The sequence below is a fragment of the Salinispora fenicalii genome (assembly GCF_000514815.1).
GTDB classification, from domain to species: Bacteria; Actinomycetota; Actinomycetes; order Mycobacteriales; family Micromonosporaceae; genus Micromonospora; species Micromonospora fenicalii.
This window is the reverse complement of record NZ_KI911471.1, coordinates 110,604-123,189: the sequence shown is the minus strand read 5'-3', so window position 1 is coordinate 123,189 and position 12,586 is coordinate 110,604. Positions and strand designations below refer to the sequence as shown.

The 12,586-nt window shown below is 68.4% G+C and carries 15 protein-coding genes and 1 pseudogene; 7 read left to right on the top strand and 9 right to left on the bottom strand.

Going from position 1 to position 12,586, the window contains the following annotated elements; all coding sequences use genetic code 11:
- Positions 1-15: 15 nt before the first annotated feature.
- Both B116_RS0118380 and B116_RS28800 read left to right on the top strand, forming a co-directional pair.
- The gene (locus B116_RS0118380) at positions 16-1,059 is read left to right on the top strand and encodes an aminotransferase class V-fold PLP-dependent enzyme (protein ID WP_027660909.1); all 1,044 of its coding nucleotides are present in this window, start codon (positions 16-18) and stop codon (positions 1,057-1,059) included.
- Positions 1,060-1,138: 79 nt separating this feature from the next.
- Positions 1,139-1,341 (top strand): annotated as a pseudogene (locus B116_RS28800) (hypothetical protein); the annotation flags it as partial.
- A 6-nt stretch (positions 1,342-1,347) separates the two neighbouring features.
- Here the strand turns inward: B116_RS28800 and B116_RS0118365 are convergent.
- The 9 genes from B116_RS0118365 to B116_RS0118325 all read right to left on the bottom strand — a co-directional run bounded on the left by B116_RS0118365 (position 1,348) and on the right by B116_RS0118325 (position 7,681).
- Positions 1,348-2,028, bottom strand: coding sequence for a YdcF family protein (locus B116_RS0118365; RefSeq protein WP_027660908.1), 681 nt, complete (start codon positions 2,026-2,028; stop codon positions 1,348-1,350).
- Between the two features lie 349 nt (positions 2,029-2,377).
- Positions 2,378-3,166 carry an IS21-like element helper ATPase IstB gene (istB, locus tag B116_RS0118360; RefSeq protein WP_027660907.1) on the bottom strand — a complete coding sequence of 263 codons (789 nt, stop codon included), beginning with the start codon at positions 3,164-3,166 and terminating at the stop codon, positions 2,378-2,380.
- Complete coding sequence (gene istA / locus B116_RS0118355; RefSeq protein ID WP_027660906.1) at positions 3,166-4,395, bottom strand: IS21 family transposase; 1,230 nt, start codon at positions 4,393-4,395, stop codon at positions 3,166-3,168. Before istA ends, istB begins: the two co-directional genes overlap by 1 nt.
- Positions 4,396-4,667: 272 nt before the next feature.
- Positions 4,668-4,943, bottom strand: a complete 276-nt coding sequence (locus B116_RS0118350) for a hypothetical protein (protein WP_027660905.1) — start codon at positions 4,941-4,943, stop codon at positions 4,668-4,670.
- A complete protein-coding gene (locus B116_RS25360) occupies positions 4,940-5,257 on the bottom strand; it encodes a hypothetical protein (protein ID WP_223874610.1) in 318 nt (105 codons plus the stop codon). The genes B116_RS0118350 and B116_RS25360 overlap by 4 nt, the downstream gene beginning before the upstream one ends.
- A gap of 81 nt (positions 5,258-5,338) precedes the next feature.
- Positions 5,339-5,596: a hypothetical protein gene (locus B116_RS0118340; protein WP_027660904.1), complete on the bottom strand. Its 258-nt coding sequence runs from the start codon at positions 5,594-5,596 to the stop codon at positions 5,339-5,341.
- Positions 5,597-5,621: 25 nt separating this feature from the next.
- On the bottom strand, positions 5,622-5,825 hold the full coding sequence (locus B116_RS28795; RefSeq protein WP_317888969.1) for a hypothetical protein: 204 nt from the start codon (positions 5,823-5,825) through the stop codon (positions 5,622-5,624).
- A 121-nt stretch (positions 5,826-5,946) separates the two neighbouring features.
- Entirely contained in the window at positions 5,947-6,402 is a 456-nt protein-coding gene (locus B116_RS0118330; protein WP_027660902.1) for an NUDIX hydrolase, read from the bottom strand.
- Positions 6,403-6,406: 4 nt separating this feature from the next.
- Positions 6,407-7,681 (bottom strand): DegT/DnrJ/EryC1/StrS family aminotransferase, encoded by a 1,275-nt coding sequence (locus B116_RS0118325; RefSeq protein ID WP_223874609.1) that lies wholly within the window; start codon positions 7,679-7,681, stop codon positions 6,407-6,409.
- Between the two features lie 254 nt (positions 7,682-7,935).
- Here B116_RS0118325 and B116_RS0118320 point away from each other — a divergent pair, with 254 nt between their 5' ends.
- The 5 genes from B116_RS0118320 to B116_RS0118300 are packed head-to-tail and all read left to right on the top strand — an operon-like array spanning position 7,936 to position 12,564.
- Positions 7,936-8,697 (top strand): ABC transporter ATP-binding protein, encoded by a 762-nt coding sequence (locus B116_RS0118320; RefSeq protein ID WP_027660900.1) that lies wholly within the window; start codon positions 7,936-7,938, stop codon positions 8,695-8,697.
- A complete protein-coding gene (locus B116_RS0118315; RefSeq protein WP_018722753.1) occupies positions 8,684-9,376 on the top strand; it encodes an ABC transporter ATP-binding protein in 693 nt (230 codons plus the stop codon). The genes B116_RS0118320 and B116_RS0118315 overlap by 14 nt, the downstream gene beginning before the upstream one ends.
- 40 nt (positions 9,377-9,416) lie before the next feature.
- The gene (locus tag B116_RS0118310) at positions 9,417-10,676 is read left to right on the top strand and encodes an ABC transporter substrate-binding protein (RefSeq protein WP_027660899.1); all 1,260 of its coding nucleotides are present in this window, start codon (positions 9,417-9,419) and stop codon (positions 10,674-10,676) included.
- Complete coding sequence (locus tag B116_RS0118305) at positions 10,673-11,554, top strand: branched-chain amino acid ABC transporter permease (RefSeq protein ID WP_027660898.1); 882 nt, start codon at positions 10,673-10,675, stop codon at positions 11,552-11,554. The genes B116_RS0118310 and B116_RS0118305 overlap by 4 nt, the downstream gene beginning before the upstream one ends.
- Entirely contained in the window at positions 11,551-12,564 is a 1,014-nt protein-coding gene (locus B116_RS0118300) for a branched-chain amino acid ABC transporter permease (RefSeq protein ID WP_027660897.1), read from the top strand. Before B116_RS0118305 ends, B116_RS0118300 begins: the two co-directional genes overlap by 4 nt.
- Positions 12,565-12,586: the final 22 nt, after the last annotated feature.

The window sequence follows — 12,586 nt, the reverse complement described above, 5'->3', positions numbered from 1 at the left end:
GCTAGCGTCGATGCCATGGAGATCAAGCAGGCACAGCAGCTGTGGCAGCCCCATGAGGGCTGGCTGAACACCGCCAGCTACGGGCTGCCGCCCGACCCGGCGTGGGCGGCGTTGCAGGATGCGCTCGCCGGCTGGCGTACGGGGAACATGGGGGCGACGTGGGCGGGCTGGGACGAGGCGACGACGCGTACCCGGGCGGCGTTCGCACGCCTGGTCGGTGTCCCCGAAGGGGATGTCGCGATCGGCAGCTCGGCGTCGCAGCTGTTCGCGCCGGTGGCCGCGGCGCTGCCACCGGGCGCGACCGTGGTGGTCCCCGAGGTGGAGTTCACCTCCAACCTCTTTCCCTGGCTGGCCCAGGAACAGCGGGGCGTCCGGGTGCGGACCGTGCCGCTGGCGGGGCTCGTGGACGCGATCGACGCCGACACCGACCTGGTCGCGTTCAGCCTGGTGCAGTCCGCCGACGGCGCGGTGGCCCGATACGCGGACATCGTCGCCGCGGCCCGGGCGCACGACGCCCTGGTGTCGGTTGACGCCACCCAGGGCTGCGGTTGGCTGCCGTTCGACGCCGCGCTCGCGGACGTGGTTGTCGTCGCCGCGTACAAGTGGTTGCTGGCCCCGCGGGGGACTGCCCTGGCGTACTACGCGCCCGAGCTGCGGGACCGGATGCGCCCCGACGCCGCCTGCTGGTACGCCGGAGCCGACCCGCACGACTCCTACTACGGTCCGCCGCTGCGCCTCGCCGACAGCGCCCGCCGTTTCGACATCTCCCCGGCCTGGTTCAGCTACATCGGTGCGGCTCCCGCCCTGGAGCTGCTGCTGCAGGTGGGGGTGCCGGCGATCCAGGCACACAATGTGGCGCTGGCCAACCGATTCCGCGCCGGCCTCGGGCTGCCGCCCGGCGACAGCGCGATCACCACCGCCGAGGTGCCGGAGGCGCAGTCACGGCTGGAGCGCGCCGGCCTACGGGCGGCGGTACGCGCCGGCCGGGTCCGGGTCTCGTTCCACCTCTACTCCAGCGAGGACGACGTCGATCGCGCCCTCACCGCGTTGACCGGCTGACCGCCCCGAAGGCGATGCCGTTCACGAGATGGCCTCTTCGATGCTGGCGGCTGTGGTGGTACTGACGCGGTAGGCGCGGGCCCGAGCCCTCGCCCGGTGGAACCGCATCGACGACGCGCTCGCCACGCTGCTGGACGCCGAGGTCATCGGCCCTGACCAGGTGCGCTACCACCGGCTCTCCCGCGACCTGGTCCGGGACATCCTCACCCGCCCCGGTCACCTCGACTCGCCGTCGAACTCAGCGACCGGATGGGAGTCCGGCCGGAAGGGCCGCGCTGGTAGCCCGGCTCAGATCAGCCGGCTCGTGTAGCCGGCCGCCACCAGACGCTCGAACGCCGCCCGTACCTCGTCCGGCATCTCCTGCGGAATCGCGAACCCGCGCTGCGCGTACACCTCGATCCGCTGCGTGTCGCCCACCAGCATGTCCACCACCCGCCGCGCGTCGCCGATGCTACGCACGTAGTCATCCAGGTCGAGTGGGTTCGACGCGCACACCACCTCGACCTCCGGCCACACCAGCCGGCACGTCGCATAAGCCCGACGCTGCTGGTAGGGCCGCGACATGATCAACACCGACGCCACCGAGATCCGGCGTTCGGCCAGCAACGCACGGGAGAACTCCAGATTCTCGGCGGTATTCGTGGCACGCGGCTCCACCAGAATCGCTCCCGCCGATACGCCCCGCTCAACGGCGTACTCGCGGTAGTGCACCGCCTCCCCACGCGGAAACCGCCCAACCGTCGTCGGAGCATTCGCGCCAGTAAACACGATCCTTGGAAACAGGCCCTCGTGGAACAGACGCGTCGCGACGACCGCCACCCCAAGATCATGACTGCCCAGCCCGATCCCCACATCGCACGAACGCAACTCATGACGCAGGTCGTGGTAGCGCCACAGCGTCACCACGTCCGCCCGGACAGCGTCGGGAATCGCCTCGGCAGCAGCTGCCGCACGCCGGTTCATCAGCACCTACCAGTCCGGTCCGCGCCGGGATCCCCTCATGCCGCCAGCGTAGGGGGAGCAGCGCAGCACGACACCGCCGACTCCAGCACCACGCCGCCGGCCTCCTCAGAACCAGGAGGTTGGCGACGGCCAGGACGATCGCGAAGTCCAACGGCTCCTGAGCACCCACCGAGCGACCAGCCACCGCCGCCGTACGCGAAAAGGCCCCGACCGGCACCGAAATACCAGGTCAGGGCCTTGCTCTTGATGCGCGGTGGTCAGCGGAACCTGAACCAGTTTCTCCTGTGTCAACACCGCCCCAAACTTGTCCACCGTGGTCCGGCTGAAACTGGACCACCTTGGGTTTGTTTGATCTTTAGTTGTTGGTCTTGGTGGCTGCGGGGACGCGGCCGAGGTTGCGGTCTTTGAGGCGGTAGCTGTCGCCTTTGAGGGAGATGACTTCGGCGTGGTGGACGAGGCGGTCGATCATGGCTGCGGCGACGACGTCGTCGCCGAAGACTTCGCCCCAGCGGCCGAAGGGTTTGTTGCTGGTGACGATCAGTGAGGCTCGTTCGTAGCGGTTGGACACGAGTTGGAAGAACAGGTTCGCGGCTTCGGCTTCGAAGGGGATGTAGCCGACCTCGTCGACGATCAGTAGCGGGATCCGGGCGAGTTTGACGAGTTCGTCTTGCAGGCGGCCGGCGTGGTGGGCGTCGGCGAGGCGGGACACCCATCCGGCGGCGGTGGCGAACGCGACGCGGTGTCCGGCCTGGCAGGCCCGGATCCCCAGGCCGATGGACAGGTGCGTCTTGCCGGTGCCGGGCGGGCCCAGGAACACCACGTTCTCCCGGCCGGTGATGAAGTCGAGAGTGCCGAGGTGGGCGATCGTTTCTCGCTTCAGGGAGCGTTGGTGCTCGAAGTCGAACTCCTCCAGGCTCTTGCGGGCCGGGAAGCGGGCGGCCCGGATACGGCCCTCACCGCCATGAGCCTCCCGGGCGGCGACTTCGCGTTGTAGGCAGGCGGCGAGGAACTCCTCGTGCGTCCACGATTCCGCTCGGGCCCGTTCCGCCAGCCTCTCGACGGAGGCAGCCAGGGACGGCGCCTTGAGTGCGCGGGTGAGGAACGCGATCTCCGATGCGACGTTGCGGCTGGTTTTGGTGGCCATCAGGCGGCCACCTCAACATCGAGGCCGAACATGCGGTCGTAATCGGCCAACTGGCGGTGCTCCACCTGCATGCTGCCCGCCGCCGCTGGTGTCTGCCGGGCTGCTGTTCGCAGATCGGCGGCGGCCTGGCGGTGAGCGGGATTGGTGATGCTCTGATGCTTGGCCCAGCACCGGTCATGCCGGGCGAAAAGGCGGTTCTCGCAGAACACCTGCACCCGGTCGGCGTCGGCGACGATGTCCACCCGTCGGCCCACCGCCGCCGGGTGCACCGAGTAGTCGTTGCTGTCCAACCGGACGTAATGATCCCGGGGCAGCCGGGTGCTCTGCCGCCAGCCAACCACCGGTGCGACCGGCGGCAGCGACAGCATCGCTTGCCGGTCGGCGTCCCACCGGTCCACGGGTCGGCAGCCCAACGCCCGGTGCTGGCGGTTGTTCGTCCGCACCAGCCACTCGGTGAGTTGGGCGTTGAAGTCCTGCGGTGAGGCGAACCGGCGGCCGGGCAGAAACGAGGTCTCCAGATAGCCGTTGGCCCGCTCGACCAGGCCCTTGGCCTCCGGGTCCGCCGGCCGGCACTGGATCACCGTAATGCCGAGGGTGCCGCGGAAGGCGTTCATCGCCTCCGTCAGCTGCGGCCGGCCGGCCCGCCACTGCCCGACCGCGGACTCGTTATCCCAGACCAGGCCCTTCGGCGTCCGGTCCCAGCCGGAGATCAGCGTCCAGTGTCCGCCCAGCAGGTCCGGCGACTGCCGCGACGGGATCATCACCGCCGACAGCCACCGCGAATACCCCGACACCATCACCAGCACCGGCGGCCGGCCGACCTGCCCGAAACCCAACGCCACATCCGCCGGCGGGAACCACAGATCACACTGCGCCAACTCACCCGGCAGATACTCCGTCCGCTGGCTCGGGTCGGGCCGGCGGAACAACGGCCGCAACTGCTGCACCCGATCACAGAACACCGTCTTACCGCGGGTCCACCCGACCCGTTCCATGATCACCGTCGAGGGCATGTCCGGGAACTCCGCCAACAACGCCCGAATCTGCGGCTCGACCGCATCCACGATCGAGCCCTTCGCCGCCCGCCGATACCGCGGCGGCTCATCACTAGCCAGGGCCTTCTTCACGGTGTTGCGAGACATCCTCAACCGCCGTGCGATGGCCTGAATCGCCATACCCTCCGACCGCCGCAGCCGCCGGATCTCTGCCCAGTCCTCCACGCTCAGCACCTCCCGATGCTTCAGGAGGTGGTCCCGATTCAGCCGGAACCACGTGGTCAGTTTTCAGGCGGAGCCGACACTCCTGGTCACGGGTGATCCGCTGCCCGTGACCCCGGTTCGGCGGGGTGGTGATGCCGCATGATGCAGGAATCGGGTCCGCTTGAGTTCCATGCACGCCCCGGCGTCTCCTTCCACGGAGACGCCAGGGCAGGTCTTGAGGGCCGAAGGAACCGCCGGGGGGTCCCTCCGTGGCGACCCGCGCTTACATTCGAGTCTCGGCGTCAGCCCGACTCGCCGAACGCGTGGAATGTCTCCGATTCGCCGTTGGTGAAGTCACCCCGTACTCCGATCAGCTCCATCGGCCGGCGTCGCGGAAGCTGACGACTGTGGCCGAACAGCACCGCGTGGGCCATCGCGCGTTGGCTGCATGGCTCCAGCTCGCTGCAGGCCAGACACCGGCCGCCCCTATCCGATCGCAGGTGTTCGGCGATCACCTTGTGCGCCGCCTGTGGCCCGGCCAGCGCGTTCGCCGCGACCACGGCTCGCTTGCCGCTCACGCCACGCCTCGAACAACACGCCATGATTGCTCCTGCCAGTCGACGTACTCGATCGCGGCGCGAACACGCAGCGCGTAGACCGCCCAAGGGCACGGCGCGTACGCGAGCCGGGCCCCGTCGAGACAGCCACGGCAGAGCCCGTCCGGCTCGGCTACATGGATCGCCAGCACGGTACGGATCTCGTCGGACTCAAGCCTGGTTGTGAGAGGCAGGGCAAGCACCATGTCAGTGATCCCGTCGTGGTGGGCGGTGGGCTCCCGTGCCTTTGGCGGGGAGCCGTCGGGTTGCGGTGAGTCCGTCGGTGTTCGCGTCACGGTGCATGTGTCGCGAGCACGCTCGATGGGCAGCAAGTCGCATAGCGATAACAGTCGTCGTCGCAGGGCTTGCGTCGAGGTTCAGGTCTTGGGGCGGGCCCGAGCGGGGAGTCCCCTGCTCCGCTGGCGTGCGGCGGAGATGATCGCCGCTGCAGTTGCGGCTACATCGATGTCGATGTTGTCGACGGCGAGATAGCGGTCCGGGTGTGCTGTGATGAGCGCTTTTGCGATCTTGTCGCGGTGTCCGAAGATCCGGATGTCTTCGTCGGTGACATTCAGGCTCGTCAGCCATGCCACTGCGATGCCCTCGTCGGGCATCGCTCCGGCGGCCAGCAGCATCGGTGCGACCGTGTAAATGTGGGTGTCACGATGGCGGTCTTTGAGAACCACCGTCCCTGGAGAGCGCCGGACCGATCACGTGATGGTTGAGGTAGTAGAGGTCGGCGGCGATCTCCAGGGCGCGGGTGATGGCGGTGCTCTCATCACCGGGAACGGGCCGAAGGAACTTGTCGCGTGCGACGGCGTCGACAAGTCGTTGTCCGTGGCGACTTGTCGAGAACTCCTCCACGATGAGGCAGTCCACTCCGTCGGCCGTGAGCTGTTCGTATGCCGCATTGAGGAACGTGGTTTTGCCTGCGCCGTCTTGTCCCTCGAACGCGTCAGCGTTGCTCCTACAGGGTGGGTGTGGGTCAGAGAGCGGGCGGGCGCAGTTGTCGGTAGGTATCCAGCAGGGTCGACACCGCGTCGGTTACCGGCACGTCACCGTTTAGTGGTGCCCATTGGTAGCTGTCGTGCTCGGTGAGGCGGACTGGCTCGGTCGTGCCGACTGCGACGGCGAAGGTGAACTGGCGAGTCTTCTTGCCGCTGCCCGAGGTGTAGTCGAAGCTGCCCAGGTACTCGTTGATGTCGGCGACGGTCAGGCCGGTTTCTTCCGCGACCTCCCGGCGCAGGGCATCGTCAAGCGCTTCGCCGTGCTCGACCTTGCCGGAGGGCAGTTCGAATATGCCGCCCATGAAGTCATCGGCGGGTCGCTGTAGAAGCAGGACCGCATCGTCTTCGGCGACGACCGCGCCGACGACGAGTTGTTGTACCCCGTCGGCCTTCGCCGTCGTGCAGAGGTCATCCAGGACGGTGAAATCGACCATTTCATCACCCTAGCAAGTCGCGATAGTGGGAACTGACCTTGATGATCGCCGCGATGTACTGGTCAGCAAGGCGGCGCTCCTGGGACCGGTGCCACACCGGCAGCTTGATCGTGTTTTGGTGGATGCGTTCAGCGGTCGGAAAGTCGCCGGGCTGGTAGGACAGCTTCTCCCTGTATGCGCGGAAGAGAGGTCCCGGGTCCTGGAAGAGCGGGTGAAGGTTGAGCGGACAAGTCGAGCCCGGCTGATCGGCCTCCGCGCAGCCCTCGGCCTTGAGTGCGGCGTAAAACGTCTCGGCCGTCAGGCCGTCAAGATCACCTGGCTTGTAAAGGAGCGGCAGCCCGTACCAGGCGGCACGGTCACCGTCGTACAACTCGGGGACCTCGATCCCCGGCACTCCGGCGAGCTGCTTGGTTATGTAGTCGGCCATCTGCGCTCGTCCGTCGAGGTACTCATCCAGATGGCGCAGTTGTTCCAGAGCGATCGCAGCGGCGAGAGGGTGAATACGGAACTTGAGTCCCAAACCCGTTGTCGCGTATGTGCGCAGCGGGTGGCCTTCGGGGATCTCCGTACGGCAGCGCTTGTTGTAGTGCCCGTGCAGCAGCGCCCGGTAGTAGATCTCGTCGTCGTCGGTCGCGAGGAGCCCGCCTTCGCCCGCCGACAAGGGCTTGGGGCCGTTGAGACTGAACGCGGATACCGCCCCGAAGGTGCCGACCTTGCGTCCACGGGATATTGCCCCGTGGGCATGAGAGGCGTCTTCCAGCAGCATGATTCCGTGTTTCTCGGCGAGCCTGTTCAGGGCTGCCATGTTGCAGGGGATACCCCACAGGTGGGTGACCATGATCGCCTTGGTGCGTGGGCTGATGCGGGACTCGGCGTCGGCGGGGTCGATGTTCCCGGTGTTGTCGCAGTCGGCCAAGACCGGGATCGCGCCGAGGTGGAACAGCGGTGTCGCGGTCGCCAAGAAGGTGTACGCGGGCACAATCACCTCGTCGCCCGGTCCGATGCCGCATGCAGCGTACGCCGAGTACAGGGCGACCGTGCCGGAGCTGGCCAGCAGTACCCGCCGGACGCCCAGGTACTCCTGGAGGGCAGCCTCACCGCCGACCTCTGCGGCGAGCGGGGTTCGTGAGCTCAAGATCCGCTTAGAGCAGCTCACACGCCGCCGCGACGCCAGCGCAAGGCACTGATCGAAGCCAACATCGCCGAGATCCACTTCGGCGGCGACCGCCTGATCCCGGTTTTCAAATCCCCGAGGAAGCAACAACACCGGAAGAAGCAACAAGGCCCGCGGGTTAGGAGTTGGCGGCCTTGCCGAAGACGCTCGCTGGTGTGCGGGGGTGTGTTGATTGAGCATCTCCGCGAGATGAACCTGGGGGAAGGGGCGTCGTTCGGCCACGCATCCGGATGTCGGAATGTGGTGTCCGGCAACATAGCCTCTCCTCGATCTACGGCCGTAGGTTTCCTGCACACCCGACGGACCTGTGACCGCAGTCACCACTTTCGTCCGTCGCCAGGCCGGGGAGAGGGGTGGCGATGGCCGGGCAAGGTCTCCTGTCGGCCCACGGGTTGACCCGCGACTTCCGGGGCTTCCGCGCGGTCGACGGCATTGACCTGGCGGTCGCCGACGGCAGCGTGCATGCGCTCGTCGGCCCGAACGGTGCGGGCAAGACAACTCTGTTCAACCTGCTCACCGGGTTCCTGTCGCCCACCGGTGGCCGGATCGAGTTGGCGGGATGCGACATCACCGGCCTGCCGGCGGAGCAGGTCGCCCGCCGGGGCGTCGCCCGCTCCTTCCAGATCACCAGCCTCTTTCCGCAGCTGTCCGCCCGGGAACATGTCGAATTGGCGTTGCAGAGTCCGAGCGGGCTGGGCTGGCGGTTCTGGCGGTCGGCGAAGCTGATGCGGCGCTACACCGATCGGGCCGACGAACTGTTGGCGATGGTCGGCCTGGCCGACTTGGCGGCGGTTCCCGCCGAGGCCCTGGCCTACGGTCGCAAGCGTGCCCTGGAGCTGGCGATCGCCCTCGCCCTGGACCCGAAGGTGCTGCTGCTGGACGAGCCGACCGCGGGCATGGGGCTGGAGGACGTTGACCGCACCGTCGAGCTGATCGCCCAGGTTCGGCAGGGCCGAACCGTGGTGCTGGTCGAGCACAACATGAGCGTCGTCGGGCGGCTCGCCGACACCGTCACCGTCCTGCAGGCCGGCCGGGTCCTCGTCGAAGGCCCGTACGAGCAGGTTCGCGCCGACGAACGGGTGATCACCGCCTACCTGGGAGCTGCCGATGCTGCGCATTGAGAACCTCTCCGCCTGGTACGGCGAGGCGCAGGTGCTGCGGGACGCCGGTCTCCACGTGGACCCCGGTGAAGTGGTCACCCTGGTGGGCCGCAACGGCGCCGGCAAGTCGACCCTGCTGCGCTGCGTCATGGGCCTGCACACCGGCTGGCGGGGCACCGTCGAGCTGAGCGGGACAGAGCTCGGCAACCTGTCGGCGGACCGGCGTGCCCGGCTGGGACTCGGCTGGGTCCCCGACGATCGGGGTAGCTACGCCACCCTGACCGTGACCGAGAATCTGACCCTGCCGCCCACCGTGGGGCCCGACCCGTGGTCGCTGGAGCGGGTGTACGAGGCGTTCCCCGCCCTCTACCAGCGGCGCAACTCGGCCGCCACGACGCTCTCCGGCGGCGAGCAACAGATGCTGGCGCTGGCCCGGGTCCTGCGGATGGGCGCCCGCATGCTGCTCTGCGACGAACCGACCGAAGGGCTGGCGCCGCTGCTCGTGCAGCAGGTCGGGGACCTGCTGCGGGAAGCCAAGCGGCACGGGGTGACGGTGCTGCTGGTGGAGCAGAACCTGCGCTTCGCCACCAGCGTCGCCGACCGGCACTACCTGCTGGCCGAGGGGCGCGTCACGGCGGCGATGGAGAACTCCGAGGTGCGGTCGCGGGAACGCGAACTGCTGTCGTACCTCGGCATCTGAGTAGCTCAGGACCGATCCCGCGCGGTGCGCGGACGAAGGGATGGTCATGCGTAGGACGGTGGGTTTGGTCGCGGCGGCAACGGCCACGGCGCTCGTGGTCGCCGGCTGCGGTGGTGGGGGTCCCCAATCCGATGGGGACGAGAAGGTGACCGGAGGCGCGATCGTGCTGGGTGTCCTCAACGACCAGTCCGGTGCCTACTCCGAGCTGTCGGGCCGAAACTCGGTCACGGCCGTGGAGCTGGCGATCGCCGACTTCCAGGCGAAGTACGGCGACCGGGCGGTCACCACGGACATCAGCGTGCGCAGCGCCGACCACCAGAACAAGCCGGACCTGGCGAACAGCAAGGCCCAGGAGATGTACGACCGGCAGGGGGTCGACCTGATCCTGGACGTGCCCACCTCGTCGGCGGCGCTGCGGGTCGCCGACGTGGCGAAGGAGAAGCGCAGGCTCTACTTCAACATCAGCGCGGCGACTACCGACCTCACCGGCAAAAGCTGCAACAAATACACCTTCCACTACGCGTACGACACGTACATGCTGGCCAACGGCACGGGCCGGACCACTACCGAGCAGGTCGGCCGGAACTGGTACATCCTCTACCCGAACTACGCCTTCGGCCAGGACATGGAGAAGAGCTTCTCCACGGCCATCGCCGACGCCGGCGGGCAGGTGGTCGGCAAGGACGGGGCGCCGTTCCCGAACACCAGCGGCGACTACTCCAGCTACCTGCTCAAGGCGGCGACGCTGGACCCGAAGCCGGACGTCCTCGGCACCATGCAGGCCGGGGCGGAACTCGTCAACGTGGTGAAGCAGTACAACGAGTTCGAGCTGCGCGACAAGGGCGTGGGTCTGGCCGTCGGCCTGATGTTCATCACCGACATTCACTCGCTCACCCCGGCGGCGCTGGCCGGCACCACCTACACCGACGCCTGGTACTGGAACTTCGACCAGCAGAACCGGGAGTTCGCCGACCGCTTCCAGCAGGAGACGGGCACCCGGCCGTCGTTCGCGCACGCGGCGAACTACTCCGCCGCCACCCAGTACCTGGAGGCGGTCCAGGCGGCCGGCACCGACGACGCCGACACGATCGTCGCGGAGTTGGAGGGCAAGGAGGTCAACGACATCTTCCTGCGCAACGGCAAGATTCGGGCGGAGGACCACCGGGTGATCCACGACGCCTACCTGGCCCAGGTGAAGCCGCAGTCCGAGGTCACCGAGGAGTGGGACTACGTACGGATCCTCGACACCATCCCGGCCGAGGAGGCGTTCCGAGCCCCGTCCCCGGACTGCACGCTGTGACCGCTTTTCTCCAAAGCACCTTCAACGGGCTGGTCAGCGGGGCGTTCTACGCCCTGCTCGCGCTCGGCCTCGCGGTCATCTTCGGGATGCTGCGGGTGGTGAACTTCGCCCACGGCGCCTTCTACATGCTCGGTGCCTTCGGCGCGTACGTGCTGCTGGCCGAGGCGGGAGTGCCGTTCTGGGCCGCCCTGGTGGTCGTGCCGCTGGCCCTGGCGCTGCTCGGCATGGCGCTGGAGCGGGCGTTCATCCACCGGCTCACCCGGCTCGACCCGCTCTACAACTTCCTGCTCACCTTCGGCCTCACGCTGATTCTGCAGGACCTGGTGAAGCTCCGGTACGGGGTGCAGTCCAGCCCGTACGAGGCGCCGGCCGGGCTCCGCGGCTCGGTCGACTTCGGACTCTTCGACTTCCCGACGTACCGGGTCTTCATCCTCGGCTTCGCGGTGGCGGTCTGCGTCGGGGTGTGGTGGGCGCTGGCCCGTACCCGGGTCGGCATGGTCGTTCGGGCCGCGACGGAGCGGCCGGAGCTGACCCGGGCGCTCGGCATCAACGTCGGGCGCTGGATCACCCCGGTCTTCGGCTTCGGTATCGCGCTGGCCGGGCTGGCCGGGGTGCTCGCCGCGCCGATGCGCGCGGTCAACCCGCTGATGGGAGCGGACCTCATCATCGTGGTGTTCGCGGTGGTGGTGATCGGTGGGCTGGGGTCGATCTTCGGCTCGGTCGCCGCCGGCTTCGGGATCGGGATGGTGCAGGCGTGGGCCGAGGCCTACCTCTCCGCCTTCCCGATCGTGGCCCAGACGATCGTCTTCATCGTGATGGCCGCCGTGCTGCTCTGGCGCCCGGCCGGACTCTTCGGCCGGGCGGAGGCGCCAGCATGACGAGCACCGTGGAGAGCAGGTCCGAGCCGGCCGGGCGGGGGGCGCCCAGTGGCCTGGTCGCGGCGGCCCGGGCCCCCGGCTGGGCCCGGTACGCGCTGCTCGTCACCGGCCTGGCGGTGGCGCTCTGGCTACCGAACGGCCTGTACCCGGCGGTGGCGGTGGACATCCTCTGCTGGGCGCTCTTCGCCGTCGCGGTGGACCTGCTGCTCGGCTTCACCGGCTTGCTGTCCTTCGGGCACGCGGCCTTCTGGGGCGTCTCGGCGTACGTGACCGGTCTGGTGGCGATCCACCTGGGCCTGCCGTTTCCGGCCGCGGTGCTGGCCGGGGCGCTCGCCGCGGCGGTGCTCGCGGCGCCGATCGGCTACCTGGCGGTACGGCGAACCGGAATCTACTTCGCCATGGTCACCCTCGCCTTCGCGCAGCTGGTCTACTACGTCGCCAACGAGTGGCGGTCGGTGACCCAGGGCGAGAACGGCCTGCAGGGGGTGCCGCGGGAGCTGTTCGGGCTGGACCTGACCGACGACTACTACTTCTACTACGCGATCCTGCCGATCGTGTTGCTCGGTCTGGCCGGCGCCTGGCGAATCGTCCACTCGCCGTTCGGTCGGGTGCTGGTCGGGATCCGGGATAACCCGGCGCGTGCCCGTGCGCTCGGCTACCCGGTGCACCGGTACAAGCTCACCGTGTTTGTGCTCTCCGGCTTCGTCGCCGGCCTCGGCGGTGGGCTCTTCGCCGTCAGCCATCGCTTCGTCTCGCTGGAGGTTCTGCACTGGACCACCTCCGGCAAGGCGGTGATCGTGGTGGTCCTCGGCGGCATCGGCACCCTCTGGGGTGGCGTGCTCGGCGCCGGCATCCTGGTCCGCCTGGAGGACTGGCTGTCGTTCTCCGGCTTCGAAGCGATCGGGCTGGTCACCGGCGGCATCTTCGTCGTGGTGGTGCTGCTGTTCCGGCGGGGCATCTGGGGCACCGCGTCCGCGTTGGCCCGGCGCTGGTGGGGGCGCCGGGAATGAGGCCCGGCCGCGGGGCGGACAC